The organism is Massilia sp. P1_C10 (assembly GCF_056406475.1).
Window position 1 is genome coordinate 542,011 of the sequence record NZ_JBFUAC010000002.1, and the last position, 26,729, is coordinate 568,739.

27 protein-coding genes are annotated in these 26,729 nt (G+C 64.5%); 5 read left to right on the top strand and 22 right to left on the bottom strand.

The annotated features are described in order from the left end of the window. Position 1 precedes the first annotated feature (1 nt). The 3 genes from AC1D02_RS06795 to AC1D02_RS06805 all read left to right on the top strand — a co-directional run bounded on the left by AC1D02_RS06795 (position 2) and on the right by AC1D02_RS06805 (position 3,472). Positions 2-1,006, top strand: a complete 1,005-nt coding sequence (locus AC1D02_RS06795) for a polysaccharide deacetylase family protein (protein WP_477315019.1) — start codon at positions 2-4, stop codon at positions 1,004-1,006. Continuing rightward, a complete protein-coding gene (locus tag AC1D02_RS06800) occupies positions 999-1,469 on the top strand; it encodes a peroxiredoxin (RefSeq protein WP_477315021.1) in 471 nt (156 codons plus the stop codon). The genes AC1D02_RS06795 and AC1D02_RS06800 overlap by 8 nt, the downstream gene beginning before the upstream one ends. A 242-nt stretch (positions 1,470-1,711) precedes the next feature. Then, positions 1,712-3,472, top strand: coding sequence for a PhoH family protein (locus AC1D02_RS06805; RefSeq protein ID WP_477315023.1), 1,761 nt, complete (start codon positions 1,712-1,714; stop codon positions 3,470-3,472). 241 nt (positions 3,473-3,713) lie between these two features. Here AC1D02_RS06805 and AC1D02_RS06810 read toward each other — a convergent pair whose 3' ends face one another. Then, positions 3,714-4,898: a TonB family protein gene (locus tag AC1D02_RS06810; RefSeq protein ID WP_477315025.1), complete on the bottom strand. Its 1,185-nt coding sequence runs from the start codon at positions 4,896-4,898 to the stop codon at positions 3,714-3,716. Between the two features lie 179 nt (positions 4,899-5,077). On the opposite strand from AC1D02_RS06810, the gene AC1D02_RS06815 reads away from it, so the two are divergent. Further along, on the top strand, positions 5,078-5,854 hold the full coding sequence (locus tag AC1D02_RS06815; RefSeq protein WP_477315027.1) for a glutaminyl-peptide cyclotransferase: 777 nt from the start codon (positions 5,078-5,080) through the stop codon (positions 5,852-5,854). 49 nt (positions 5,855-5,903) lie between these two features. On the opposite strand, the gene AC1D02_RS06820 is transcribed toward AC1D02_RS06815, so the two are convergent. The 8 genes from AC1D02_RS06820 to AC1D02_RS06855 form a co-directional block, all read right to left on the bottom strand. Continuing rightward, positions 5,904-6,914 carry an inorganic phosphate transporter gene (locus AC1D02_RS06820; RefSeq protein WP_477315029.1) on the bottom strand — a complete coding sequence of 337 codons (1,011 nt, stop codon included), beginning with the start codon at positions 6,912-6,914 and terminating at the stop codon, positions 5,904-5,906. Positions 6,915-6,929: 15 nt separating this feature from the next. Continuing rightward, entirely contained in the window at positions 6,930-7,556 is a 627-nt protein-coding gene (locus tag AC1D02_RS06825) for a DUF47 domain-containing protein (RefSeq protein WP_477315031.1), read from the bottom strand. A gap of 67 nt (positions 7,557-7,623) precedes the next feature. Beyond that, positions 7,624-9,009 (bottom strand): replicative DNA helicase, encoded by a 1,386-nt coding sequence (locus AC1D02_RS06830; RefSeq protein ID WP_477315033.1) that lies wholly within the window; start codon positions 9,007-9,009, stop codon positions 7,624-7,626. A gap of 144 nt (positions 9,010-9,153) precedes the next feature. After that, positions 9,154-9,606: a 50S ribosomal protein L9 gene (rplI, locus tag AC1D02_RS06835; protein ID WP_477315035.1), complete on the bottom strand. Its 453-nt coding sequence runs from the start codon at positions 9,604-9,606 to the stop codon at positions 9,154-9,156. A gap of 26 nt (positions 9,607-9,632) precedes the next feature. Then, the gene (gene rpsR / locus AC1D02_RS06840) at positions 9,633-9,923 is read right to left on the bottom strand and encodes a 30S ribosomal protein S18 (RefSeq protein ID WP_008450941.1); all 291 of its coding nucleotides are present in this window, start codon (positions 9,921-9,923) and stop codon (positions 9,633-9,635) included. Between the two features lie 31 nt (positions 9,924-9,954). After that, the gene (gene priB / locus AC1D02_RS06845) at positions 9,955-10,248 is read right to left on the bottom strand and encodes a primosomal replication protein N (RefSeq protein ID WP_477315038.1); all 294 of its coding nucleotides are present in this window, start codon (positions 10,246-10,248) and stop codon (positions 9,955-9,957) included. A gap of 30 nt (positions 10,249-10,278) precedes the next feature. Further along, positions 10,279-10,677 (bottom strand): 30S ribosomal protein S6, encoded by a 399-nt coding sequence (gene rpsF / locus AC1D02_RS06850; protein ID WP_477315040.1) that lies wholly within the window; start codon positions 10,675-10,677, stop codon positions 10,279-10,281. 118 nt (positions 10,678-10,795) lie between these two features. Beyond that, positions 10,796-11,284 (bottom strand): DUF29 domain-containing protein, encoded by a 489-nt coding sequence (locus AC1D02_RS06855; RefSeq protein WP_477315042.1) that lies wholly within the window; start codon positions 11,282-11,284, stop codon positions 10,796-10,798. A gap of 297 nt (positions 11,285-11,581) precedes the next feature. On the opposite strand from AC1D02_RS06855, the gene lexA reads away from it, so the two are divergent. After that, the gene (gene lexA, locus AC1D02_RS06860) at positions 11,582-12,220 is read left to right on the top strand and encodes a transcriptional repressor LexA (protein ID WP_477315044.1); all 639 of its coding nucleotides are present in this window, start codon (positions 11,582-11,584) and stop codon (positions 12,218-12,220) included. A 3-nt stretch (positions 12,221-12,223) separates the two neighbouring features. Here lexA and AC1D02_RS06865 read toward each other — a convergent pair whose 3' ends face one another. The 13 genes from AC1D02_RS06865 to AC1D02_RS06925 form a co-directional block, all read right to left on the bottom strand. After that, a complete protein-coding gene (locus tag AC1D02_RS06865) occupies positions 12,224-12,988 on the bottom strand; it encodes a sel1 repeat family protein (protein ID WP_477315046.1) in 765 nt (254 codons plus the stop codon). 22 nt (positions 12,989-13,010) lie between these two features. After that, a complete protein-coding gene (locus tag AC1D02_RS06870) occupies positions 13,011-14,252 on the bottom strand; it encodes a cystathionine gamma-synthase family protein (protein ID WP_477315048.1) in 1,242 nt (413 codons plus the stop codon). Positions 14,253-14,266: 14 nt separating this feature from the next. After that, positions 14,267-15,787, bottom strand: coding sequence for an amidophosphoribosyltransferase (purF, locus tag AC1D02_RS06875; protein ID WP_477315050.1), 1,521 nt, complete (start codon positions 15,785-15,787; stop codon positions 14,267-14,269). 42 nt (positions 15,788-15,829) lie between these two features. Further along, a complete protein-coding gene (locus AC1D02_RS06880) occupies positions 15,830-16,318 on the bottom strand; it encodes a CvpA family protein (protein WP_477315052.1) in 489 nt (162 codons plus the stop codon). Between the two features lie 20 nt (positions 16,319-16,338). After that, positions 16,339-17,169, bottom strand: coding sequence for an SPOR domain-containing protein (locus AC1D02_RS06885; RefSeq protein ID WP_477315054.1), 831 nt, complete (start codon positions 17,167-17,169; stop codon positions 16,339-16,341). 96 nt (positions 17,170-17,265) lie between these two features. Then, on the bottom strand, positions 17,266-18,564 hold the full coding sequence (gene folC / locus AC1D02_RS06890; RefSeq protein ID WP_477315056.1) for a bifunctional tetrahydrofolate synthase/dihydrofolate synthase: 1,299 nt from the start codon (positions 18,562-18,564) through the stop codon (positions 17,266-17,268). A gap of 67 nt (positions 18,565-18,631) precedes the next feature. Further along, on the bottom strand, positions 18,632-19,504 hold the full coding sequence (gene accD, locus AC1D02_RS06895; RefSeq protein WP_477315058.1) for an acetyl-CoA carboxylase, carboxyltransferase subunit beta: 873 nt from the start codon (positions 19,502-19,504) through the stop codon (positions 18,632-18,634). A gap of 173 nt (positions 19,505-19,677) precedes the next feature. Beyond that, positions 19,678-19,953, bottom strand: coding sequence for a DUF2277 domain-containing protein (locus tag AC1D02_RS06900; RefSeq protein WP_477315060.1), 276 nt, complete (start codon positions 19,951-19,953; stop codon positions 19,678-19,680). Positions 19,954-20,101: 148 nt separating this feature from the next. Beyond that, a complete protein-coding gene (gene trpA, locus AC1D02_RS06905; protein WP_477315062.1) occupies positions 20,102-20,902 on the bottom strand; it encodes a tryptophan synthase subunit alpha in 801 nt (266 codons plus the stop codon). A gap of 45 nt (positions 20,903-20,947) precedes the next feature. Next, entirely contained in the window at positions 20,948-22,195 is a 1,248-nt protein-coding gene (gene trpB / locus AC1D02_RS06910; RefSeq protein WP_477315064.1) for a tryptophan synthase subunit beta, read from the bottom strand. Next, on the bottom strand, positions 22,179-22,871 hold the full coding sequence (locus AC1D02_RS06915; protein ID WP_477315066.1) for a phosphoribosylanthranilate isomerase: 693 nt from the start codon (positions 22,869-22,871) through the stop codon (positions 22,179-22,181). The genes trpB and AC1D02_RS06915 overlap by 17 nt, the downstream gene beginning before the upstream one ends. A gap of 9 nt (positions 22,872-22,880) precedes the next feature. After that, entirely contained in the window at positions 22,881-23,678 is a 798-nt protein-coding gene (gene truA, locus AC1D02_RS06920) for a tRNA pseudouridine(38-40) synthase TruA (RefSeq protein ID WP_477315068.1), read from the bottom strand. A gap of 24 nt (positions 23,679-23,702) precedes the next feature. Then, positions 23,703-26,534: a motility hub landmark protein FimV gene (locus tag AC1D02_RS06925; RefSeq protein WP_477315070.1), complete on the bottom strand. Its 2,832-nt coding sequence runs from the start codon at positions 26,532-26,534 to the stop codon at positions 23,703-23,705. Between the last annotated feature and the right edge of the window lie 195 nt (positions 26,535-26,729).

The window sequence follows — 26,729 nt, forward strand, 5'->3', positions numbered from 1 at the left end:
TTTGACCGAACCCACCTCCAACAACCAGGGCCCGCTGCTGACGCTCAAGATCGACGTCGACACCTATCGCGGCACGCGCGAAGGCGTGCCGAACCTGGTGCGCATGCTGAGCGATCACGGCGCCCACGCCACCTTCCTGTTTTCGCTCGGCCCGGACCACACCGGCTGGGCCCTGCGCCGCGCTTTCCGGCCCGGCTTCTTCAAGAAAGTCTCGCGCACCTCGGTGCTGGAACATTACGGCTTCAAGACGCTGATGTACGGCGTCATGCTGCCCGGCCCGGACATCGGCCGCCGCTGCATCGACGAGCTGCGCAAGGTCGCGCACGCCGGCTTCGAGTGCGGCATCCACACCTGGGACCACGTGGTGTGGCAGGACCATGTGCGCGAACGCGGCGCCGGCTGGACCTCGCACGTGATGCGGCGCGCCGAAGACCGCTTCCGCTACGTGTTCGGCATTTCGCCGCACACCCACGGCGCGGCCGGCTGGCAGATGAACAATTTCGCCTTCGCCGAACACGACGCGGCCGGCTACGCCTACGCGTCGGACGGGCGCGCGCTGCTGAACGAAGACGGCTCGCTGAAGGATCCGGACATCGGCCCGTACCGCGTGCAGGGCACGCGCTGCATCCAGCTGCCGACCACGCTGCCGACGCTCGACGAGCTGCTGGGCCGCACCATCGACGGCGTGACCATCACCACGCGCAACATCGCCGCCCACCTGCTCAAGCTGACCGCCGGCGCCGCCGGAGCGCCGTACCGCCGCGACCACGTCTACACCCTGCACGCCGAGCTTGAAGGCCAGAAACTGGCCCCCATCTTCGAAGAGCTGTTGAACGGCTGGAAGGCCCAGGGCTACCAGCTGGCGTCGATGGCCGACTACTACCAGAAAGTGAAGGACCTGCCCCTGCCCGACTATCCGGTCAGCTGGGGCGAAGTGCCGGGCCGATCAGGCGAACTGATCGTGCCCGCCCCGATCGCAGCGCGTCCAGGAGAACACCGTGGCTGACAGCCCATCGACCGCAAGCTTCACCGATTTTTCCGCCGCCATGACCAGCGACAAGACGTTCCAGCTGGCCGGGCGCCCCGCGCGCTACACCGTGCTGTACTTCTATCCGAAGGACAACACGCCAGGCTGCACCACCGAAAGCATCGCATTTCGCGAGCTGCACGAGCAGTTCGCCGCGGCCGGCACCGAAATCTACGGCATCAGCCGCGATTCGCTGCGCTCGCACGAAGGCTTCAAATCGAAGCTGGGACTGCCGTTCGAGCTCATTTCCGACCCGGAAGAACTGGTCTGCCAGCAGTTCGGCGTCATGAAGATGAAGAATATGTACGGTAAGCAAGTTCGCGGCATCGAACGCAGCACGTTTATCGTTGACGCTGAGGGCAAATTGGTGAAAGAATGGCGTGGCGTGAAGGTTGCAGAGCACGCCGATGAAGTGCTGGAGTTTGTGAAGAGCCAGCCTTAGCAAGGATGGCTCCTCGTCGATCAACCCTGCTGTAAAACGTCGATTGCCGCCGCCCATTTTGAGTCACCGCTTTTTCACTTCGCATCATCTTGATCTGGCGCGCCGCCAGGCCGGCAACCGTGCCGGAGCTGTCCAGCGCCACTCTCCCATCCTTCGACCAGGCCGCGCCGACCGCGTCGTGCAAGCCCCGCTTGCATTCGCCGCCGCGCTGTCCTTCGGAACTTTTTTAGATTGAGACCCTGATGCCACTGCCAAAAATTCCGACCAAGCCAGCCGCGCTGCTGCTGGCCAAAGATTACCCGAAAGCCGAACCGCGCAAGGGCGCCATGCGCGCCGTGCCGGCCCCTGCGGTCGCCGCCGCCCCGCTCGATCCGGTCGAAGACCTGATCAGCGGCAAGGCCGTGGCCGCGCCGAAGCCGGCCGCGCGCAAGAAGGCGCCGGTGGCCGCCGTGACGCCGATCGCCGCCGTGGCGGCGCCGCTCGCGCGCGCGCCGCAGCCGGTCGACAACGAACGCGGCGCGCCGCATCCGGCCAAGCACAAGCCGGTCGAGGCGGTCATCAAGTCGTCGACCAGCCGCCTGGCCGACAAGAGCGGCACCACCAAGATGTTCGTGCTCGACACCAACGTGCTGATGCATGACCCGACGTCGCTGTTCCGCTTCGAGGAGCACGACGTCTACCTGCCGATGATGACGCTCGAGGAACTCGACGATCACAAGAAAGGCATGTCGGAAGTGGCGCGCAACGCCCGCCAGGTGTCGCGCACGCTCGACGCGCTGATCGCCAACATCGACGACGACGCGATCGAAAAAGGCATCCCGCTCAACAAGCTGGGCAACAAGGACGCCAAGGGCCGCCTGTTCTTCCAGACGCGCCTGCAGAGCGGTCCGACCTTGCCGGAAGGCCTGCCGGTCGGCAAGGCCGACAACCAGATCCTGGGCGTCGTGCGCAACCTCGAGAGCGAGCTGCCGGGCCGCGCCATCGTGCTGGTGTCGAAAGACATCAACATGCGCATCAAGGCGCGCGCGCTGGGCCTGCCGGCCGAGGATTATTTCAACGACCACGTGCTGGAAGACACCGACCTGCTGTATTCGGGCATCGTGCAGCTGCCGGACGACTTCTGGAACAAGAACGGCAAGGACATGGAGTCCTGGCAGGAGAGCAAGAACGGCGCGTCGTCGACGTTCTACCGCGTCACCGGCCCGACCATCCCGTCCCTGCTGGTGAACCAGTTCGTCTACATGGAACCGAAGAACGGCGAGGCGCCTTTCTACGGCCAGGTCAAGCAGCTGAACGGCAAGACGGCGGTGATCCGCACCCTGCGCGACTTCAGCCACAACAAGAACAACGTGTGGGGCGTGACCGCGCGCAACCGCGAACAGAACTTCGCGCTGAACCTGCTGATGGATCCCGAATGCGACTTCATCACCCTGCTCGGCCAGGCCGGCACCGGCAAGACCCTGCTGGCGCTCGCGGCGGGGCTGGCACAGGTGCTCGAGACCAAGCTGTATAACGAAATTATCGTCACCCGCGTCACGGTGCCGGTGGGCGAAGACATCGGCTTCCTGCCGGGCACCGAGGAAGAAAAGATGTCGCCGTGGATGGGCGCCTTCGACGACAACCTCGAAGTGCTCAACAAGTCCGATTCGGACGGCGGCGAGTGGGGCCGCGCGGCCACGCAGGACCTGATTCGTTCGCGCATCAAGATCAAGTCGCTCAACTTCATGCGCGGCCGCACTTTTGTGAACAAGTTCCTGATCATCGACGAGGCGCAGAACCTGACGCCGAAGCAGATCAAGACGCTGGTCACGCGCGCCGGTCCGGGCACCAAAATCCTCTGCCTGGGCAACATCGCGCAGATCGACACGCCCTACCTGACCGAAGGCTCGAGCGGCCTGACCTACGTGGTCGACCGCTTCAAGGGCTGGTCGCACAGCGGGCATGTGACGCTGGCGCGCGGCGAGCGTTCGCGCCTGGCGGACCACGCGAGCGAAGTGCTGTAGGCCAGTCTGCGATGATGCAAAATCCCGCATACTTTCCGGTATGCGGGATTTTTTTCGCCTCAACACTATAAAACCGTCGGGGTCAGACCCGCTTTTTAATCGGCCAATTCAATAAAAACGCGATTTTTCTAATACAAAGAAGTGGTTCAGCCGACTTTTTTATTCGCAGCGACGGACAAACCCGTTTTTTAAGCGGGTCTGACCCCACTGGGATTTACTGGGATTTTTTCATCTCAATCAGTCAGCGGTTGACCGTGGCGTAGACGCGCTCCGCCCGCTCCTGCCACTGCTTTGCGATGGCGGCATCCGGCGCCAGCCCCAGCTCGCCGGACGCATAGGCCCTGGCCAGCCGCCGCATCGCGGCCTGGTCGCCATCGGCGGCGGCGCGCTCAAAGTAGCCCAGCGCGATCGCCGGATTCTTTTCGACGCCGCGGCCAGCCTCGTGCAGCATGCCCAACTTGCGCAAGCCAGGCGGATTGTTTTTCGCGGCGGCCTTGTAGTACCAGCCCAACGCGGTCGGCAAATCCGCCGCGACACCGAGCCCGTTGTCGTACAGGTTGCCGAGCGCCTCTTCGGCGTATGCGTTGCCGTGCGCCGCCGCGATACGATACAGGCGCAGCGCCTCTGCATAGTCGCGCCCCACGCCGGTCCCGAGTTCGTAGCTGTAGCCGAGATTGTTCTGCCCCATCGGGTCGCCCTGGTCGGCGGCCTTGCGGTACCAGGCGGTCGCGGCCACTTCGTCGCGCGGTGCGCCGATGCCGTTGATCAGGCGGAATCCAAGCCCCACCTGCGCTCGCGCCAGGCCCTGTTCGGCCGCCTTGAGCAGCCAGGCGTTCGCTTCGACGTCGTTGCGTTCGACGCCACGCCCGTGCGCGTAGGCAAACCCGAGGTTGGACTGGGCCCACGCGTGCCCATTCAAGGCCGCTTTGCGGTACCACGCCACCGCCTCGGCCATATTGCGCTTGACGCCACGCCCGTATTCATACGCGAGGCCCAGGTTGTTCTGCGCCTCCGCGTCGCCGCGATTGGCCGCCTCGGTCAACGCCGCGATGTTCACTGCCGCCGGGCTTCCTTCGAGCGTCCACACATACTGCATTTGCATCCACGCCTCGACCGGCTCGCCGCCGCGCAGCGCGGGTTTGAACTTGCAGCGCATCACGCCGTTCAGGGCTGCTTCGTCCAGCAGCGGAAATCCGCTCGACGCCTTCAGCTTGCTGTCCTTGACCTGGCCGTCGGCGCCGATCAGGAAGGCCAGCGTGACCTTGCCGGTCTGTTCCTTGCGCAGCGCGTCCTTCGGCCATTCCGGCTTGGCGCAGGTGTTGAAATCGGCGACCGCCGCACGCGTGCCGGGGTCGGCGGCATGCGCCGCGAGCGGAAGGCTGACTGCGGCGGCGATCAGGCAGGGGAGGATTGCTGCACGAATCATGGCGTTGGTTCCGGAAAAGGACGATTGGCAAAATGCCCATCTTGTCCAAGTGGTCACAAGTATGCCGTTTTCCGTTCCGACAATCAACAAAATTGCGGCGGGCGCGGTGGGTGACGGCGCGCCGCATTTTGAGGTAGAGTCTGGCAGCGGCAGCGAGCCGCCATCACTACAGGTGCCAATTGAAAAAACTGACTTACGCCGCCGCCGGCGCCCTCGTGCTGGCCGCGGGAACGGCGCAGGCCGCCATCCCGATCTACGCTTTCATGGTCAAGCACGCCTATCCGCACGACACCGGCGCGTTCACCCAGGGCCTGTTCATCAAGGACGGCGCGCTGTTCGAGAGCACCGGACTGAAAGGCCAGTCGTCGATCCGCCGGGTCCAGCTGGAGACCGGCCGCGTGCTGCAGAAGAAGGACATCGCCGACGAATTCTTCGGCGAGGGCATCGCGCCGGTCGGCAACGAGATCGTCAGCCTGACCTGGACCACCCAGGTCGGCTTCGTGTTCGACGCCAAGACCTTCGCGATGAAGCGCAAGTTCGCCTACACCGGCGAGGGCTGGGGCCTGACCTCCAACGGCGCCAACCTGTTCATGAGCGACGGCACCGCGGCGATCCGCGTGCTCGATCCGAAGACGCTGGCCGAAGTGCGGCGCATCCAGGTGAACGCCGAAGGCCGGCCCATCGCCAGCCTGAACGAACTGGAATGGGTCGAGGGCCAGCTGTTCGCCAACGTGTGGGGCAGCGACGTGATTGCGCGGATCGACCCGGCCAGCGGCAATGTGGTCGGCTGGATCGACTTGACCGGCCTGGCCGACAAGAGCTGGAAAGGCATGGGGCCGGACGATGTGCTGAACGGGATTGCCTACGACGCGCAGCACAAGCGCCTGTTCGTGACGGGGAAGCACTGGCCGAAGCTGTTCGAGATCGAGCTGGTGGAGCGCACCGGCCGCAAATAAAAAAGGGCCGGGTTCGACGAACCTGGCCCTTTCGCTTGAATCTCGATGCTTACAGCGCGTGGGTGCCGATCCACCAGGCGATCGCCGCCATGAAGGCCGACGCCGGGATCGTGAAGACCCAGGCCCACACGATGTTACCCGCCACGCCCCAGCGAACCGCCGACATCTTCTGCGCCGAGCCGACGCCGACGATGGCGCCAGTGATGGTATGGGTGGTCGACACCGGCACGCCCAGCGCGCTGGCGATGAACAAGGTCATGGCCCCGCCACTTTCGGCGCAGAAGCCGCCCACCGGCTTGAGCTTGGTGATCTTCTGGCCCATGGTCTTGACGATGCGCCAGCCGCCGAACAAGGTCCCGAAGCTGATCGCCGTATAGCAGCAGATCACCACCCACATCGGCGGCGCGTGATCGGTCGGCAGCGAGTAGCCGGCGAAGATCAGCAGCATCCAGATGATGCCGATGGTCTTCTGCGCGTCGTTGCCGCCGTGGCCGAGGCTATATGCCGCGGCCGAGAACAGCTGGAAGCGGCGGAACCAGGTGTCGACCTTGCGCGGCGTGGACTTCACGAATACCCACGACACGATCAACATGATGATCGAACCGAATACGAAGCCGAGCAGCGGCGAGACGACAATGAAGATCACTGTCTTGAGCAGGCCGCCGCCGACCAGCGCGCCGGTGCCGGCCTTGGCCACCGCGGAGCCGACCAGGCCGCCGACCAGCGCGTGCGAGGACGACGATGGAATGCCGTAGTACCAGGTAATGATGTTCCAGATGATCGCGCCAACCAGCGCGCCGAAGATCACGTACTGGTCGACCACATGCGGATCGATCGTGCCCTTGCCGACCGTGGCGGCGACGCCGAGGCCGAAAATGAAGATCGCGATGAAGTTGAACACCGCCGCCATGGCGACCGCGGTCTGCGGCTTCAGCACGCCGGTCGAGACCACCGTGGCGATCGCGTTGGCCGCGTCGTGAAAACCGTTCATGAAGTCGAACAGCAGCGCCAGGGCAATCAACAGCCCGAGCACATAGATACTCATGTGAAGAGTTTGCATGTACAGGCTTTCCGCTTACGCGTTTTCGACGATGATGCCTTCGATGATGTTGGCAACATCTTCGCAGCGGTCGGTGACGGTTTCCAGGATCTCGTAGATCGCTTTCAGCTTGATCAGGTTGCGCACGTCCGGCTCGTCGCGGAACAGCTTGGACATCGCGGCGCGCATCACGTGATCGGCGTCCGACTCGAGGCGGTCGATCTCTTCGCAGATGGCGACGATCTTCTGCGAGTTGTCCATGTTGTGCAGCATGCCGACGGCGGCCTGCACTTTTTCACAGCACGCCAGCGACAGTTCGGCCAGGCGCTTCGCTTCCGGCGTGACGGCCTTCAGGTCGTACAGCGATACGGTCTGCGCAGCGTCTTCCATCAGGTCGAGGATGTCGTCCATGCGTGTGATCAGCTGGTGGATGTCGTCGCGGTCGATCGGCGTGATGAAGGTCTTGTGCAGCATGTCGACCGTGGCGTAAGTGATCTTGTCGGCCTGCTTCTCGATGCCTTCGATGGCGTGGCAGCGGTTTTCCAGGTCGTCGAAATTGGTCATCAGGCCGACCATTTCGTGGGCGCCCTTGACGCACAGTGCGGCGTGCTGGTTAAACAGGTCAAAGAATTTGCCCTCGGTGGGCATCAAGCGTCCAAACATATTATTCTCCGTTAGGGGTGCTGCAAGTGCTGAAGGCGTCCACGCGGCGTGGCCGCCTTCGGATTGGTTAGTCGCCCTGGTACAGTGCCAGGCCGCCGCTGTAGTTGCCGAACTTGGTGTACTGGCCGATCCAGGTCAGGCGCACCGCGCCGATCGGACCGTTACGCTGCTTGCCGATGATGATCTCCGCGGTGCCCTTGTCGGGCGAGTCCGGGTTGTAGACCTCGTCGCGGTACAGGAAGATGATGACGTCGGCGTCCTGCTCGATAGCGCCCGACTCGCGCAAGTCGGACATGATCGGGCGCTTGTTGGGGCGCTGCTCGAGCGAGCGGTTCAGCTGCGACAGCGCGATCACCGGGCAATGCAGTTCCTTGGCCAGGCCCTTCAGGCCGCGCGAGATTTCGGAAATCTCGGAAGCGCGGTTGTCGCCCGGCTGGTTACCCGTCATCAGCTGCAGGTAGTCGACGATGATCAGTCCCAGCTTGCCGCACTGGCGCGACAGGCGGCGCGAGCGCGCGCGCAGTTCGATCGAATTGAGCGCCGGCGTCTCATCGATGTAGAGCTGGGCGTCGTTCATTTTCTGGATCGCGTGGGTCAGGCGCGGCCAGTCCTCGTCGAGCAGGCGGCCGGTGCGCAGGCGATGCTGGTCAAGCTGGCCGACCGAACCGAGCATACGCATGGCCAGCTGGGCGCCGCCCATCTCCATCGAGAACACGGCCACCGGCAGGCCGGCGTCGATCGCGACGTTCTCGCCGATGTTGACCGAGAACGCGGTCTTGCCCATCGACGGACGGCCGGCGACGATCACCAGGTCGCCCGGCTGCAGGCCCGAAGTCATGCGGTCGAGGTCGATGAAGCCGGTCGGCACGCCGGTGATTTCGCTCTGGTTGTCGCGCGAGTACAGCTCGTCGATGCGCTCGACCACCTGGGTGAGCAGCGGCTGGACCGCGACCCAGCCCTGCTGGCCGCGCGAGCCGGCTTCGGCGATGGCGAAAATCTTCGACTCGGCCTCGTCGAGCATCTGCTTGACTTCCTTGCCCTGCGGGTTGAACGCGTTGCCGGAGATTTCGTCGGCCGTCGTGATCAGCTTGCGCAGGATGCCGCGGTCGCGCACGATCTCGGCATAGCGGCGGATGTTGGCCGCCGACGGCGTGTTCTGCGCCATCGCGTTGAGGTATTGCAGGCCGCCCACTTCCTCGGCCTTGCCGAGATTGTTGAGCGCTTCGAACACGGTGATCACGTCGGCCGGCTTGGCCGCGTTGATCAGCTTGACGAGCTGCTCGAAGATGATGCGGTGGTCGTAGCGGTAAAAGTCTTCCGCATGCATGAAGTCGGCGATGCGGTCCCACGCGGCGTTGTCGCGCAACAGGCCGCCGATGACGGACTGTTCCGCCTCGATCGAGTGCGGGGGGATGCGGAGGGCGTCGACTTGCGGATCGGAGGGGGCATTCATGGCGCGAATTATACCCGCTCCGGGTCGCCCACTAGCAATAATTGGTGAGAAAAAAGTGCCGTGCAGGGACGTAAAAAAAGCCGGGATAACCCGGCTTTATGGTGTCATCGCGCGGGCGCATGGCCCGCGCTCCGATCGTGCTGCTTAGGCTGCTTCGCCAACGACGGACACGGTGATTTCCACCACGACGTCGGTGTGCAGAGCGACGGCGACTGGATGCTCGCCGGCGGTCTTGAGCGGGCCGGTCGGCATGCGCACATTGGCCTTCTCGACCGCGAAACCCTGCTTCGACAGCGCTTCAGCGATGTCGAAGTTGGTCACGGAACCGAACAGACGGCCATCGACGCCCGCTTTTTGAGCGATGGTGATGGTCATGCCGGACAGTTTCTCGCCCTGGGCTTGCGACGCTGCCAGTTTGGCGGCGGCGGCTTTTTCCAGTTCGGCGCGCTTGACTTCAAATTCGGCGACCGCCGAAGCGGTGGCGCGGCGGGCCATCTTTTGCGGGATCAGGAAGTTACGAGCGTAACCGTCTTTGACTTTGACGACGTCGCCGAGGTTGCCGACGTTAACGACTTTTTCTAACAGGATGATTTGCATATTTTTCTCCAGGTTCTCTGCAGCGATTAAGCGTGGTGCAGGTCGGTGTATGGCAGCAGCGCGAGGTAGCGTGCGCGCTTGATGGCGGTGTCAACCTGGCGCTGGTAGTGCGCCTTGGTGCCGGTCAGGCGTGCTGGCATGATCTTGCCGTTTTCCTGGACGAAGTCCTTCAGGGTGTCGACGTCTTTGTAGTCGACCTGCTCCACGTTTGCTGCGGTGAAGCGGCAGAATTTCTTACGCTTGAACAGTGGGTTCTGTTGTTTGCGCTTTTCTTTAAGCTTGAGCTTGTTCTTGTCGAATTTTTTACCGAATGCCATTTGAGGCTCCTGTATCTAAAAAGTACCCCGCTTAGGCGGCGGCACTGAAATCAATGATGTGAAACACCAGCGCTTTGCTGTTGCGATTCTTTTTGGCCAGAAATCCCGTGAACTGGTGGACTGCGCCCAACTCGGCCCGTGCAAACCGTCCTGAAATTTCACCCGCGGCGAGCGCGGTAATTTCAAACTCGGTCAACCTGGCTACCCCTGCTTCCACCTGCTGCGAACTATGCGTCAGGGTGGCGGACACGATCGGCACGCCGGCCGGGGTATAGCGCAATACGTCGCGCTCCGAAATCGATGCTACAAACTGAAGTTGATTCACTTCACCAGCTTAAGGTTCCAGCCCAAACAATCAGGCAGCGGCGGCGGGTGCTGGAGCAGCGGCGGCAGCCGGCGCTTCCGTGCGGTGGCTCTTGGCTGCGTCTTCACGTTGTACCGACTTCATCATCGGCGACGGCGCGGTTTCAGCCTTCTTCATCTTAACGGTGAGGTGACGCAGCACGGCATCATTGAATTTGAATGCGGTCTCGAGTTCCACCAGGGTCTCGTTGTCGCACTCGATGTTCATGCAGATGTAGTGTGCCTTAGGCAGCTTCTGGATCGAGTAAGCCATCTGACGACGGCCCCAGTCTTCGACGCGATGAATGTTACCGCCGCGCGCGGTGACGCTGGCCTTGTAACGTTCGATCATCGCCGGGACTTGCTCGCTTTGGTCCGGGTGGACGATAAAAACGATTTCATAATGACGCATGCATAACTCCTTAGGGACGTTTAAAACAAAAGCCCACCTCGGCGTCAAGACGAGTGTGGGAAGGGAAAGCCGGCAATTATAGCGCGGAAGCGGCGGCGCTGGCAATGGGTTTGTGGCGTCAGGGCGCGGGCGGAGCGGATCCAGCCGCGCTGCCAGGCACGAAACCGGCGTCGCGCAGCTGGGCCAGGGTATACGGATTAGCGGCAGGGAAGGCGGAAGGCGCAAGGCCGGTCTCGATGGCCGCAAGCTGAACGGCGTGCGGATACGCCTCTTCCGCAACCTCTGCCAGTGCAGGCACGAGGCTGGGACTATCTTTCAGCTTTCTTTCGATCCGCCGACGTTGTTCGTACAGCGTGCGCAACCAGCTCTTTGACATGCGTTCGGGCGGGAATTCGCACTTCAGCAAGTGCATCAGCAACACCTCGAGGCGACTTTCCAGCGCCCTGCGCTCATGTTTCACGATGGACTCAAGTTCCTCGATCAGGTTTTCCAGGTCCAGCTCGGTGAAGCGGCGCTGGCGCAACAATGCGATCTGATGCTCGAACCACAGCACCATATCCGCTTCATAGTCGGCGCTATCCTGCCTGTCCGTTTTGAGTTCCAACATGGTGAACCTCCTATTGAGTCACGTTAGCACTCGCTTATCGACTCGTCCAGCGAACCCGGCAACATGCACCAATCGGGGTCAGACCTCCGGAAGCATCGAACTCCGCCGGCAAACAGTGACGTGAATATCGGGTTTCGCTCTTGGCTTGATCGGGAAAATTGCTCAATTTGGGTGGAAAACTGCGGTTTTTCGAATTTTCGGAGCGCTGACACCGGTTTTTTGTGAAGTTTCCCTTGCGCTGGACGAAATACTGTACAAAAATACAGTCTGTTCATACAACCAGCACCCGCACACCCAATGATCAAGCTCACAGCACGGCAAGAACAGATCCTTAACCTGATTCGGGATGCAATCGAGAACACGGGCTTTCCGCCGACCCGCGCCGAAATCGCCACCGAACTGGGCTTCAAGTCGGCCAACGCCGCCGAGGAGCACCTGCAGGCATTGGCGCGCAAGGGCGTCATCGAAATCTCGCCCGGCACCTCGCGCGGCATCCGGCTGGTCGGCGCCGGCATCCCGGAATCGATGCCGATGCCGCCGCCGACGCTGATGATGTCGCTGCCGCTGGTCGGCCGCGTCGCCGCCGGCTCGCCGATCCTGGCGCTCGAGCATGTCGAGGCCACCTACAGCGTCGACCCGGCGATGTTTTCGTCGAAACCGGACTTCCTACTGAAGGTGCGCGGCCTGTCGATGCGCGACGCCGGCATCATGGACGGCGACCTGCTGGCCGTGAAGAAGATCGACAGCGCGAAGAATGGCCAGATCGTGGTCGCGCGCATCGGCGACGACGTCACCGTCAAGCGCTACCGCAAGACCGGCGCGCTGATTGAATTGTTGCCGGAGAACCCGGACTTCAAGGTGATCAAGGTCGATCCCTCAGTCGACGACTTCGCCCTCGAAGGACTCGCCGTCGGCCTGATGCGGACCTGGCACTAAGCCTTATTTGCTGACCGGTACGTAGTTGTTCTTGCGCGCCTCGAGCTCGGCGGCACGGCCGCCGCTGTCCGAGGACTTGACCAGTTCGTTGTGCTCCTTGACCCAGGCCTCGGTCGCGCCGCGCCAGGCGGCGTAGTCGGCCAGCGTCAGCTTTGCGCCGATCGAGGCGTCGGCCACGATACGCTGCCGCGCCTCTTCCAGGCGCGCCCTCGCCGCTTCCGTCTCCTGCTGGTTGAATAACTTGAACAGGTCGTCGGGCACCACCGACTCCAGCGTGGCGTGCGCGTTCATGTTAGCCACGAAGCCGTTATAGCAATCCTGCCAGATTTCGACCTTGTCGGCGACCCGCTTGATGTCGTCGTTGCCCTTCGAGATCGCGGGAATGCGCGGTGCGGCGCAGCTGAACTTGCCCGATTTGAGGTCGGCGCCGTCGTACTTCGTCACCCAGTAGTCGATCTCGGCGCGCCGCGCCGTCCGCTGCCGCATCACTTCGAGCGCCGCCACGGCGACCTTGTCGCCCTTCGCCGCCGCCTTGGTGAACCACAACTGCGCCTTGGCGTCGTCGATCGCGCCCGCCTCGCCGTACCAGTACATCTCGGCCAGGTGGCGCTGGGCTTCAGCATTGCCGCCATTGGCCAGTTTGGTGTAGGCCTGCAATGCCTGGGGGTAAGCCTTTTTCTGGAACTGGGCGTTCGCGTCGGCGAGTTCGTCGGCGCTGGCGCCCAGGGCAGCGAAGGAAAGGCTCAGGCAGAGTACAAATTTCTTCATCGGGTCCAGTCTTTCGAAAGTGTCAGGCGTCCAGCGCGCCCTTGAAATCGGCCAGCAGGTCCGCCGTATCCTCGATGCCGACCGACACGCGGATCAGCGATTCGGCGATGCCCATGCTGGCGCGGCGCTGGGCCCCCATCTCGAAGAAGATGGTGTGCGCCACCGGGATCACCAGGGTGCGGGTGTCGCCCAGGTTGCTGGCCGGGATGCCGATGTTCAGCCGGTTCAGGTAGTCGAAGCAATCGATGCCGTCCGCCAGCTCGAAGCTGAACAGCGAGCCGTAGGAGCGGAACAGCGCGCCGGCCAGGTCGTGCTGCGGATGCGAGACCAGGCCCGGATAGTGCACCGCCGCCACGCGCGGGTCGGCTTCGAGCATGCGCGCCAGCGCCATCGCGTTGGCGCAGCTGCGCTCCATGCGCAGCGCCAGCGTCTCGGCGCCGACCGCGATGTGGTGCGCCGCTTCCGGCCCGAGCGAGGCGCCGAAGTCGCGCAGGCCCTTGGCGCGCAGCTGCGCCATGCCCCACTGGGCCGGCGGATTGCGCTTGTAGTTGTCGGCGATATTGGGGTAGTTGTTCCAGTCGTATTCGCCGGTGTCGGTCAGGCTGCCGCCCAGCGCGATGCCGTGGCCGCCGATCGACTTGGTCAGCGAGTTGACCACCAGGCCGGCGCCGACCGCCTTGGGGCGGAACAGCCAGGGCGTGGTCATGGTGTTGTCGACCACGAACAGGATGCCGCGCGCGCGGCACAGCGCGCCGATGCGGGCCAGGTCGGCGACCTGGGTGCGCGGGTTGGCGATGGTCTCGGCGAACACCAGCCGCGTGTTCGCGTTCAGCGCCGCTTCGACGTTGGCGACATCGGTGGCGTCGACGAAATCGACCGCCACGCCCTGCCCCGCCACTGTCTGCCACAGGCTGTTGGTGTTACCGAACAGGAAGGACGACGACACCACGTGGTCGCCGGCGCGCAGCAGGCCCTGGAAGATGGCGCCGATCGCGCCCATGCCGGTCGCGAAGCACAAGGTCGCGACGCCGTCTTCCATGCGCGTGACCTTGTCTTCCAGCGCGGCCACCGTCGGATTGCCCTGGCGGCCGTAGCGAAAGCCCGGCTCCTTGCCCTGGAATACCGACGCCAGCTGGCGCGCGTCGGTGTAGCCGAACGCGACCGAGGTGTGCACCGGCTTGTGCAGCGAGCCCTGCTCGATCGGCTTGCGCCGGTCGTTGTGCAGGACCGTGGTGGTGAAGCCGAAGGTCTTCTTCTCGCTCATGGTGTGCCGCGCCCTTATTCCGCCGTCACCGGTTTCAGGTGCAACTGGGTCGTGACCGCGTCTTCCAGCGGTGCGTTCTTGGGATTGTGGCGCGCGAATTCGAGCCGGTCCAGGTAAGCCTGGGAAATGTCGCCGGTCACGTAGATGCCGTCGAAGCACGATGCCTCGAAATTGGTCAGCGCCGGGTTGACGTCCGAGATCGAGCGCTTGAGCGCGTCGACGTCCTGGTACACCAGCTTGTCGGCGGTGATCTCGCGGCAGATTTCCTCGTTGCTGCGGCCGTAGGCGATCAGCTCGCCGCGGGTCGGCATGTCGATGCCGTACACGTTGGGGAACAGCACCGGCGGCGCGGCCGAGGCGAAGATGACGTTTTTGGCGCCGGCTTCGCGCGCCATCTGGACGATCTCGCGGCTGGTCGTGCCGCGCACGATCGAGTCGTCCACCAGCAGCACGTTCTTGCCCTTGAATTCGGAGGCGATCGCGTTGAGCTTCTGGCGCACCGACTTGCTGCGCATCGCCTGGCCTGGCATCAGGAAGGTGCGGCCGATGTAGCGGTTCTTGATGAAGCCTTCGCGGTACTCGATGCCGAGCTTGAGCGCCAGCTGGATCGCGGCCGGGCGCGACGAATCGGGAATCGGCATGACGACGTCGATCTCGCCCGACGAGAATTCCTTGCGGATCTTCTCGGCCAGGTGCTCGCCCATCTTCAGGCGCGTGGCGTAGACCGAGGCGCCGTCGAGGATCGAGTCGGGGCGGGCCAGGTAGACGTATTCGAAGGCGCACGGGTTGAGCGACGGATTGTCGGCGCACTGGCGCTGGTGCAGCACGCCGTCGTTGTCGATGAACACCGCCTCGCCCGGCGCGATGTCGCGCAGGAAGCGGAAGCCGATGCCTTCGAGCGCCACCGATTCGCTGGCGACCATGTATTCGACGCCGTCATCCGTTTCGTTGACGCCCAGGCACAGCGGACGGATGCCGAAGGGATCGCGGAACGCCAGCAGGCCGTGGCCGGCGATCTGCGCCACCACGGCGTAGGCGCCGCGCACCCGGCGGTGCACCATCGCCACGCCCTTGAACACGGCGTCGGGATCGAGCGTGTAGCCGGTGGCGGCTTCCTGGATCTCGTGCGCCAGGACGTTGAGCAATACTTCGGAATCGGAATCGGTGTTGATGTGGCGGCGGTCGTTCTTGAACAGCGCCTGCTTCAGCTCTTCCTGGTTGGTCAGGTTGCCGTTGTGCGCCAGCGTGATGCCGAACGGTGCGTTGACGTAGAACGGCTGCGCTTCTTCCTCGCTCGACGAACCTGCGGTCGGATAGCGGCAGTGGCCGATACCCGAATTGCCCTGCAGCGAACGCATGTTGCGGGTGCGGAAGACGTCGCGCACCAGCCCATTGGCCTTGTGCATGGAGAACATGCTGCTGTGATTGGTTGCGATGCCCGCCGCATCCTGGCCGCGGTGCTGCAGCAGCAGCAAGGCGTCATACAGGACTTGATTGACGGGTTGATGGGAGACGACGCCGACGATGCCACACATGGTGCACTCCTAAAGCCTGGACAGCAAAAATTGAAAATCGTTCTAAAAATGCACGTGCTGCGTCAGCGCAGCCGGCAAGAAAGGTTTGACGGTGCGCGCCCCGGTTTCCGCCATCGGCGCGAGCAGCGCGTTCTTCCAGAAATCCTGTTGCGGGATCGAGGTCATCCCGCACAATATGACGCCGAACAGCACGATTACAATGCCGCGCGCCAGGCCGAACAGCCCGCCCAGGCCGCGGTCGGCGAGCGAGAGGCCGCTGGCCTTGATCACCGCCTCGGCCGCCATGCTGAGCAGGCCCATCAGGATGCGCACGCCGAGGAACAGGGCCACGAAGGCCACCATCAGGCGCACCGCCTCGCCGGGAATCATCGCCGGCAGCATCGGGGCCAGCGTGGCGCCGTACATGTTGGCGACGACGAAGGCCACCACCCAGCTCAGCAGCGACAGGATCTCCTTGACCAGGCCGCGCATGGTGCTGATCACGACCGAGGCCAGCAGCACGAACAATACCAAATAATCGAAAATCGTCACGCCGGGGTCGCCTGCCTTCGCTATTTGCCGTCAGGCTTGACCATGCTGCCCGACAAGCCAACTTTGTCCAGCTTTGCGCGCATCTTGTCGGCTTCCTCGCGCGAGAACGGGCCGACCTTGACCTGGATCCGCTCACCCGAGGACGTCGCCACCTTGTGGGTGAAGGAGCGGATGCCGGCCTCCTTGAGCTTGTCCTGCAGTTCGGCGACCTTGTCGGCCGAACCGAGCGCGGCGACCTGCACCACAAATTTTTCCGGCGCCTTCGGCTTGTCGGCAGCCTTGCCTTCGAGGATGGCCAGCGCGCGCGCAGCGTCTTCCGGCGACTGCGCCGGCTTGGCGGCGACTTTCTCGACCTTTTCTTCGGCCTTCGGCTTTGCCGCCGGCTTCGCTTCCGCCGGCTTGACCTCGGCCTTCGCGGCCGGCTTCGGATCTTCCTTCTTCGGCGCGGGCGCGGCTTCCGGCTTCGGCTCGGCGGCGCGGGTGTCCAGCGCCACGGTCTTGATCTCGGTCGGGGCCGGCTTAGCCGGCTCGACGAACTGCTCGCGCTTGTCGAGGGTGTCGGCGGGAGCGACCGGCGGTGGCGCGGCCGGCATCGGCAGCGGCGGCGCCTTGTCGCGCGCCGGGATCTGGATCGCGATGTCGTTCGCCAGCGGCTTCGGCTCGGAGTCGAGCAGCATCGGCAGGCCGACGGCGACGGCCAGCGCCAGCGCGATCGCCCCTACCAGGCGGCGGCGCGCGCGTTTCTTTTCTGGGAGGACCGGATCGTCTTCGCTGCGGGTCCGGCTGCGTCCGCGCGGCGCGGCCGGTTCGCCGGCGCTCGAGGCGCGCTTGGAACGGGCTTTGGCGGCCACCGGATCTGAGTCGCGGGAATAATAACCACTGTCGTCGCCAGTGGTGTCTTGCTTGTTTTTATTGAGAAATGAGAACAAGCCCATGCGATATATTTTTCAGTGTGAGGAGGATTTTCGGGCTGCCATCACGCCGGCAACCGTATAGAACGAACCAAAGACCACAATTCTATCATTCTCCCCCGCACGGCTCATTGCATTCGCAAAAGCTTTTGCCGGATCGGCGAACGCGGTCACCGAGCGCTCGCCCGGTTTGCCGTCTTCCGGCGCCAGGCCGTCGATGATCGCGATGAGTTCGTCCATGTGCGCCGAGCGCGGCGACGGCAGTTCGGCGATGCACCAGTGGTCGACGTACTGGGCCATCGGGGCGATCACCCCGGCGATGTCCTTGTCCTGCATGACGCCGAACACGGCGTAGGTGTACGGGTGAAAGCCCATGTTGCCGAGGTTCTGGGCCAGCGCCGAGGCGGCGTGCGGATTGTGCGCGACGTCGAGGATCACGGTCGGGCGGCCAGGCAGCACCTGGAAGCGTCCCGGCAGTTCGACCACCACCAGGCCGGTGCGCACTTCCTGGGCGCCGACCGGCAGTTCGAGCTTGAGCACCTCGAGCGCGGCCAGCGCGGCCGAGGCGTTGAGCAGCTGGTTGGCGCCGCGCAGGCTCGGGTAGGCCAGCGAGTTGCGGCGCTGGCTGCGGCCGCCGTAGTTCCACTGCTGCTTGTCGCCGGAATAATTGAAATCGCGGCCGAGCAGCCACAGGTCGGCGCCGATCGCCTCGGCGTGCGCCACCAGCGATGCGGGCGGCACCGGGTCGCTGCAGATCGCCGCCTTGCCGGGACGGAAGATGCCGGCTTTTTCGAAGCCGATCTGCTCGCGCGTGGTGCCGAGGAAGTCGGTGTGGTCGATGTCGACGCTGGTGACGATGGCCACGTCGGCGTCGATCACGTTGACCGCGTCGAGGCGCCCGCCCAGGCCGACTTCGAGGATCGCCACGTCGAGCTTGCTGGCGGCGAGCAGGTGCATGATGGCCAGCGTGGTGAATTCGAAGTACGTCAGGTCGGTCGCGCCGCGCTTGGCTTCGACGGCGTTGAAGGCGTCGATCAGCTGCTGGTCGGTGGCCAGCTCGCCGCCGATGCGCGCGCGCTCGTTGAAGTCGAGGAAGTGCGGCTTGATGTACAGGCCCACCTTGTAGCCGGCGCGCAGCAGGATCGATTCGAGCATGGCGCAGGTCGAGCCCTTGCCGTTGGTGCCGGCCACCATGATGACCGGGCAGTCGAAATGCAGGCCCATCGCCTCTTTCACCGCGCGCACGCGGTCGAGGCCCATGTTGATGTGAACTTCGGCGTGGCGCGACTCGAGCAGGGCCAGCCAGTCGGGCAATGTGGTCGGGAGCGTGGGCATGGGATCGACTTCAGGTGAAACGGGCGCCCGCAAGCTCGGCCTGCGGGCGCCCATGGAACGGCGGGTGTTACGCGACGGCTTCGGCGGCCTGGTCTTGCAGCAGCGCCATCAGGCGGGCGATTTCTTCGCGCATCTTGCGGCGGTCGACGATCATGTCGACGGCGCCCTTGGTGACCAGGAACTCGGCGCGCTGGAAACCTTCCGGCAGCTTTTCGCGCACGGTGTTTTCGATCACGCGAGGGCCGGCGAAGCCGATCAGTGCTTTCGGCTCGGCGATCACAACGTCGCCCATGAAGGCGAACGACGCGGACACGCCACCCATGGTCGGGTCGGTCAGCACGCTGATGAACGGCAGCTTCTTCTCCGACAGTTTGGTCAACATCGCGGTGGTCTTGGCCATTTGCATCAGCGACAGCAGGCCTTCCTGCATGCGCGCGCCGCCGGTGGCGGTGATGCAGATGAATGGCACCTTCTGCTCGAGCGCGACCTGGGCGCCGCGCACGAAGCGCTCGCCGACGACCGAGCCCATCGAGCCGCCCATGAATTCGAATTCGAAGCAGGCCACGACCACCGGCAGGCTCATGATGGCGCCGCCCATGACGATCAGCGCATCGGTCTCGCCGGTCGCGTCCATCGCCGCTTTGAGGCGGTCGGGGTATTTCTTGGAATCCTTGAACTTCAGCGTATCGACCGGCAGCGTTTCCTGGCCGATATCGTAGCGGCCGCCTTCGTCGAGCAGGCTGTCGAGCCGTGAACGGGCGCGGATGCGCATGTGGTGGCTGCATTTTGGACAAACGTGCAGGTTCGATTCCAGGTCGGTGCGGTACAGCACGGCTTCGCACGATGGGCACTTGACCCACAGTCCTTCCGGCATGGTCTTGCGGGAAGCGGCGTCCGAGCGCTGGATCCGGGGGGGCAGCAGTTTTTCCAACCAACTCATACATTCTCCTTCTGCGGCTATTCTTCAGTTGCGGTAGTTTAGCCGCTGAAGGCCGCCTTGTCGAACATTGCGCCAAAACCTGATTGTTTTGGCATGGTTGCAGGAATGGCAGTAATCGCGCCAGCATAGCACCGGACGCGCGAGCGCGGCGTGCGATTGCCGTGCGGCCAGGCCTATTCGCGCGGCTGGAACCGCACCGCATTGCGGGCTCGGGCGCGCAGGATTTCGACTTCGCGGTCGCGCGGCTCGGCGTTGGTGACGAGCGCGCCGATCAGCGCGGCCGCAGCGGTAGTGACCTCCTCGATCGCCTTGTCGAACGCGGCCTGGTTCGCTTGCGACGGTTTGCTGAAGCCGCTCAACTTGCGGACGAACTGCACCGAGGCGGCGCGGATTTCGTCTTCGGTGGCGGGCGGCTCGAAGTTAAACAACGTCTTGATATTTCTGCACATAGTTTGCTCCTGCGGCGGGGTCTGGCCCTCCGGACCTGACCCATTTTGTCATCAAACGTTCGTTCCCCCTGGGATCCGCGGCGCCGACAACCCCGGGGTCAGGTCCGGTGGACCTGACCCCCAACCCTTGGTCGGCGCCGCGTGAAGCTTAAGCCTCGTCCAGCGCGCTGCGGATGCCGGCCACGAATGCCTGCACCGCCGCCACCGCGCCCTCCTTCGGCGTGTTCTCCAGCTCCTGGATGATGCGGCTGCCGATCACCACGGCGTCGGCCACGCTCGCCACCGCCTTCGCGGTCGCGCCGTCGCGGATGCCGAAGCCGACGCCGATCGGCAGCTTGACGTGCTCGCGAATCGCCGCCACCCGGCGCGCCACGTCGGCCGTGTCGATCGTGCCGGCGCCCGTCACGCCCTTGAGCGACACGTAGTAACTGAAGCCGCTGCCGACCCGCGCCACTTGCGCGATGCGCTCCGGCGTCGACGTCGGCGCCAGCAGGAAGATGAGGTCAAGACCGGCCGCACGCATCGCCGCGGCAAACTCTTCGCACTCCTCGGGCGGATAGTCGACGACGATGGCGCCGTCCGCGCCCGCGTCCTTCGCCGCCGCGATGAAGGCATTCGGGCCGATGCGCTCGATCGGATTGGCATACCCCATCAGCACCACCGGCGTGGTCTGGTTGGTCTTGCGGAACTCGCGCACGAAGTTGAAGACGTCGGGCAGGCCGATGCCGAACTTGAGCGCGCGCTCGCAGGCGCGCTGGATCACCGGCCCCTCGGCCATCGGATCGGAAAACGGCACCCCGAGTTCGAGCACGTCGGCGCCGCCCGCGACCAGCGCGTGCATCAGCGGCACCGTCAGTTCGGGCCCCGGGTCGCCGGCGGTGATGAAGGTCACGAGGCCGGTCTTGTTGTGCGCTTTGAGCGCGGAAAATGTAGCTTCGATTCTGGACATTGTTGTTCTCTCGTAGTGGATGGATGAAGGCGATTCAGCAATCGGTCAGCTGAAGTCGAGCCCCATCCTCTCGGCCACGGTGTGCATGTCCTTGTCGCCGCGGCCCGACAGGTTGACCAGGATGATCTGGTCCTTCGGCAGCGTGGCGGCCAGCTTGGTGGCGTACGCGATCGCGTGCGACGATTCGAGCGCCGGGATGATGCCTTCGATGCGGCAGGTGTCGTGGAACGCGGCGATCGCTTCGTCGTCGGTGATCGACACGTACTGCGCGCGCCCCAGGTCCTTTAGCCAGGCGTGCTCCGGACCCACGCCGGGATAATCGAGGCCGGCCGACACCGAATGCGTCTCGATGATCTGGCCGTTCGCGTCCTGCAGCAGGTAGGTGCGGTTGCCGTGCAGGACGCCCGCGAATCCGGCGGACAGCGACGCCGCGTGCTTGCCCGACTCGATGCCCTCGCCCGCCGCTTCGACGCCGATCAGCTTGACGTTTTTCTCGTCGATGTAGGGATAGAAGATGCCCATCGCGTTCGAGCCGCCGCCAATACAGGCCAGCACGTAATCGGGCTGGCGCCCCGTCATCTCGGGCATCTGCACCAGGCACTCTTCGCCGATCACCGACTGGAAGTCGCGCACCATCATCGGATACGGGTGCGGACCGGCCACGGTGCCGATAATGTAAAAGGTGTTTTCGATGTTGGTAACCCAGTCGCGCATCGCTTCGTTGAGCGCGTCCTTGAGCGTCTTCGAGCCCGATTCGACCGGCACCACGGTGGCGCCCAGGAGCTTCATGCGGTACACGTTCTGCGCCTGGCGCTTGACGTCCTCGCTGCCCATGTAGATCACGCATTCGAGGCCGAAGCGCGCGCAGATGGTGGCGGTGGCCACGCCATGCTGCCCGGCTCCGGTCTCGGCGATGATGCGAGGCTTGCCCATGCGCTTGGCCAGCAGCGCCTGGCCGATCACGTTGTTGATCTTGTGGGCGCCGGTGTGGTTCAGGTCTTCGCGCTTGAAGTAGATCTGCGCGCCGCCGATCTGGTCGGACCAGCGCTTCGCGTGATAAATCGGCGAAGGCCGGCCGACGAAGTGCTTGAGCTCATAGCGGAACTCGTCGAGGAATTCGGGGTCATGGCTGTACTTGGCGTACGCCTCGTTCAGTTCGGCCAGCGCGTGGCTGAGCGTCTCGGCGACGAAAGAGCCGCCGTACGGGCCGAAGTGGCCGCGTGCGTCGGGAAGCTGGTAGTCGGTGGTCTGGAACAATGGCGCGGCCGGGCCGCGTTCAGGTGCTGCTTTCATGAGGATTGTCGCTTTCGTAGGTGGCGTCTGCCGCCCGCACCGCGTCGATGAAGGCGGCGATCTTGCGGGCGTCCTTGATCCCCTTCTGCGCTTCGACTCCACTGCTGATGTCAACGGCAAAGGGACGAACACGTGCTACCGCGTCAGTCGCGTTGTTTACGCTCAAGCCACCACTTAAAACGACCCGAGGCGCGAGTTCTTTTGGGATGAGAGACCAATCAAAAACCTTTCCTGCCCCACCGTAGGCGTCCACATAGGTGTCGAGCAAGAGGCTCGAGAACAAGGGACTGGCGGCGCGGTATTGATCTTCATATTCTAGCAAATCGGCCGCGCTCGTGTCGGGCTTCATCCGGAACACGCGCATGAAGGGGCGATTGACCGCAGCGGCGATGGCCGCGCACTGCGCCGCCGTCTCGTCGCCATGGAACTGCAGCAGCGCGAACGGCGCATGGCGCGCCACCTCGGCCACCTCTTCCAGCGATGCGTTGACGAACAGCGCGACCGGCGTGACGAACGGCGGAAGGGCCGCGATCAGCGCGCCGGCCTGCTGCGCGCTGACGAAGCGCGGGCTGGGCGCGTAGAACACGAAGCCGAGCGCGTCGGCGCCGGAGTCAACGGCGGCGCGGAGATCTTGCTCGCGGGTGATCCCGCAGATTTTGATACGGGTACGGTGCATGGATGTCGATCAAAACCAGGGCAATGGGCTGGTCGCTTCCTGCGGCAGTCCCCACTTCGGATCGTAATCTATTTTGGCCAGGTACAGGCCGTCGGGCATGAAAGTGGGCGCGGCGTCGTTGCGGTCGCGCCCCGCCAGCACGTCGGCCAGCCAGGACGGCTCATGGCGCCCGTTGCCGACGTAGATCAGCGATCCGATCAGGTTGCGCACCATGTGGTGCAGGAAGGCGTTGGCGCGCAAAGTAAAAACCAGCGCCTCGCCGCGCCGTTCCACCGACACCTCGTGCATCTGCTTGATGGGCGACTTGGCCTGGCACTGCGACGAGCGGAACGCCGAGAAGTCGTGCACGCCGACCAGGTGCTGCGCCGCTTCGCGCATGCGCTCGAGGTCGAGCGGACGGAAGGTCCAGCCGGCGCGGCCCACCAGCAGCGGCGAGCGCACCGGGTTGTTGTACAGGACGTAGTGATAGGTGCGCGCGCGCGCCGAGAAGCGCGCATGGAATTCGTGCTCGGGATCGGAAGGAATCTCCGCGGCCCAGCGCACCGCGATCGAATCGGGCAGGAAGGCGTTCACGCCGCGCACCCACGACTGCATGTCGCGCGTGAGGTCGGTGTCGAAGTGGACCACCTGTTCGAGGGCGTGGACGCCGGTGTCGGTGCGGCCGGCGCAGGTGGTGGCAAAATCGACCCGGCCGAATTCGCGCAACGCGATTTCGAGCCGGTCCTGCACCGTGTTTTTATCTGACTGCTTCTGGTAGCCGCTCCAGGGCGACCCGTCGTACTGGACGCCGAGTGCTATCCGTTTCAAATCATATCCATTACTTGTCGTGTCTTATGCCAGCTTGGCGCGCATGTCGTTGGCCTTGCTGACCTGGTCGGCGCTGCCGCCCTTGATCACTTCGTCGAGCAGTTCGCGCGCGCCTTCCTTGTCGCCGATCTCCTGGTAGGCGATCGCCAGGTCAAGCTTGGTTTCCATTTCCATGTGCGAGGCCGACAGGTCGACCTGGCCGACCGGCGCCAGCTCTTCGGTCGCCAACACGGGCAGGCTGTCCGACGGCAGGTCCAGGTCGATGCCGGACATGTCGAATTGCGGCGCGGCCGTGAAGGTCGGCGACGCGGCGAAACTCGGCGCCGCTTCCGGCAGTTCCGGCAGCGCGAACGGATCTTCCGCCGGCGCGGCGGCAGGCGTCATCGGCAGGTCGAAGTTCATCGCGTCGAGGTCGGCCAGCGGATGCGCCCCGGCGGCCGGCGCCGCTTCAGGGAGCGTCGGCAAATCGAAGCTGTGCACCGGGTCGGCCATGTGGATTTCGGCCGGCAGTTCGGCGTGGCTGGAGAAGTCCAGCTTGATGTCGTCCAGCGCCTTTTCTTCGACCGCCTGGGTCGCGGCCGCCGGCGGCGCATCGAAGTCCATGTCGAAGGCCATGTCGAACGACGGCTCCGCTTCGGCCGGCGGCGCGGCTGCGGCGATCGGCTCGGAGGTGAATTCCATTTCGTGCGGATTGGCTTCCAGCGCGGCGGCGAGCGGCGCTGGCGCCGGCGTCGGCGTCGGTTCGTCGGTGATCGGCTCGAAACTCAGGCCGCCCAGGTCGAAGTCGAGCGTGTGGTCGTCGGCCGGCGCGGCGGCGGCTTGCACCGGCTCCGGCAAGGCGGTCGGCTCGCTGTCGGCGAAGGTCAGGTCCATCGCGTCCGGTTCGGTCGACACGCCTTCTTCATGCATCTGGCTGAGGATGGCGTGTTCGGCGATCGCTTCCGGGGTGCTCGGCACGACCGGCGCGGCGGCGCCGGCGCTGGCGTACAGCGGGTTAGCCGGATCGATCGTCATGCCCAGCGCGGCGGCTTGCGCCCAGTCCTCGCCCTGCCCTTTGGTCAGGCCGTACATCTCGCCGGCCTGGGTTTCGAACGAACGCAGGTCCTTGCGGGCGGCGTAGATCTCGAGCAGCTTGAGGCGGACCGGCATGCGCTCCGGATGGGTGCGCAGGGCTTCCTTGAGGATTTCCTCGGCCTGGGCGTCGCGGCCGTAGGCGATGTAGACGTCCGCCTCGGCGACCGGATCGACTTCATTGGTGTCGAGCTGGCTGGCCGAAGGGGCGAAGCTGGAATTGAATACGCTGTTGCTGGTGTCGACGCTCTGGCCGCCGGTTTCGGCGAACATGGACTGGGCCTGGTCGGTGGGCGCGCCGAGGATCGACGGCTCGGTCGGCGCGACCGCGTCCTTCTTGCGGCGGCGCGACAGGCCGAACAGCGCCAGCAGCGCGATGGCCAGGCCGGCGCCGATGTAGGCGATGTTGTCCATCAGCGTGTCGGCCAGTGTCGGCTCCGGCGGAGGCGGCGGCGTGGTGATGATGCGCTTCGGCTTGACCGGCGCCGGCACGGCGGCCGCCGGCGGCTGGGCGGCCGGCGCGGGCGTGACGACGGTCGCGGGCGCCGCCGGCGTGGCCGGTGCGATTTCCGCCATCGCGGTCTTCGACGCTTCGGTGCCGGCCTTGCTCTTGACGACCATCAGCTTCTCGAGGTCGTTGACGTTCTTTTCCAGTTCCTTGACGCGGGCGGTGGCGTCGGCCAGCGCGCGTTCCTTGGCGATCTTGTCTTCGGCCTCCAGCGCCGCGCTCTTGCCGGTGGCCCCGCCGCCGGCGCCGGCTTTCGACAGCTTGAGCTGGTCCTTCGATTCGTTGGCCGCGGTCGGGCGTTCCTCGACCTTGGCGGTGATCTTCCCGGCCGCGCTCTGCGTCGCTTCCGGCGTCCTGGACGGCGCCGCGCTGGCGACCTGGCCGGCCAGCTTATTGCGGTAGGCGTTGAAGTCGGCTGCGTGGGCCACCACGACGCCGCGCGCCTCGCTGTCGGAGCCGCCCTTGATCGCGTCGGAATCGGGCACGCTCAGGATCTGGCCCGACTTCAGGCGGTTCATGTTATTGCCGATGAAGGCGTCCGGATTGGCGCGGTACAGAGCCACCAGCATCATGTCGAGCGAGATCTCGGCCGGCTTCAGGCGGGCCGCGATGCCGCCCAGCGTGTCGCCGGACTTGACCTTGTATTCGGTGGCGTCGACGGTCGGCGCGCGCGACGATTCCGCGCGCTCCACTTTCGGACGGGTCGGCTGGGCGGCCTGCGGCGCCGGCTGCGACGGTTCCTGGCTTGCCTGGCTTGACTGGCTAGACGGGCGTGCCGGCGCAGGCGTCGGACGGGTGCTTTGCGGGACGGCGACCGGCGCCGCGGCCACTTGCGCCGGCTGGGTGGCGCGCAGTTCTGCCGGGTCGAGCAAGAAGGTGTACTCGCGCACCAGGCGGCCGCTGTTCCAGCTCAGTTCGAGCAGCATGTCGACGAACGGCTCATTGACCGGCTGCGACGAGGTGATTTGAATGTATTGGCGGCCGTTGCGCTGCTGGACGGCGAAGCGCAGCGACATCAGCGCCGGATTGAATTCGATGTTCGCGGCCCGGAACGCGTCGGCCGGCGCCAGCTTGGCGACCAGGCCGTTGGCCTCTTCGGCCGACACCGCGGTCAACTCGATTTCGGCGCGCAGGGGTTGGCCGAGCGCGGAAAGAACGGTCAGTTTGCCGAGCCCTGCCGCGGTGGCCGCGGAGGAGAAAAACACCGCACCGGCGACGGCGCCGTAAAGGGTTTTCAGCGCAAACGACAGGATCCGTGGGCGAGTTTTCAAATGCATAATGGGCAGCGTCTTAAGAGTTGTCGAGGGGCAAGGCATGTCCCGGGAGGTCCCAACATATCATCATGCTCTGGAGCATGCAAGCTTTAGGGCTGTTTCCCCAGCTACAACGCAAAGGATGTGAGCAGGATGCTCAGTTAACGCGACTTTTTCGCACATCCGCCGCTGTTATTCTTGCCATGCTACAGAATGAAA